This window comes from Acinetobacter sp. NRRL B-65365, assembly GCF_001605865.1.
GTDB classification, from domain to species: Bacteria; Pseudomonadota; Gammaproteobacteria; order Pseudomonadales; family Moraxellaceae; genus Acinetobacter; species Acinetobacter vivianii.
On record NZ_LRPD01000063.1, the window covers coordinates 1 to 565 of the forward strand.

The 565-nt window shown below is 51.2% G+C and carries 1 pseudogene; it reads left to right on the top strand.

Annotated features, from left to right (window positions below):
- Positions 1–565: pseudogene (locus AWW72_RS19510) on the top strand (beta strand repeat-containing protein); the annotation flags it as partial.

Genomic DNA, 565 nt, shown 5'->3' on the forward strand with positions numbered 1-565 from the left:
TTGGCGGTGGTGAAGGTGGCCCTCTTGGTGCAATCACTGGAATCATTGGCGGCATTACGGGTGGTATTGGCGGCGGCGAAGGTGGTCCTCTTGGCGCGATCACTGGAATCATCGGTGGAATCACTGGTGGTGACCTTGGTAACAATCCTGTCACTGGCGTAATCCAGACTGGTATTGATGTACTCCAAGGTGTCGAAAGCCTGAAAACAGATATTATCAACACAGGTATTAGCACTGTAGGCGGTGCAATTGGTAGCGTGCTTCCGGGCGTTCATCCTGTTACGGATCTGACCAATCTCGGTACCCTCACCTTTGAAACTTCTCGCGATACAGTCAATGGCACACTTGAAGCCATTTCTGATTTAGCAGGCGCTGATATTGGCGGTGCTGCAGGTTCTCTTACTGGCGTTGTCGGTACACTAATTACCAATGGTTCAACAGCTTCTGGTCTGGTTCAACATGTAGTTGGTGACCTCACTGATGTTGGTGGCTTGCTTGGTGGTATCACAGGCGGTATTGGCGGCGGTGAAGGTGGTCCTCTTGGTGCAATCACTGACATTATCGG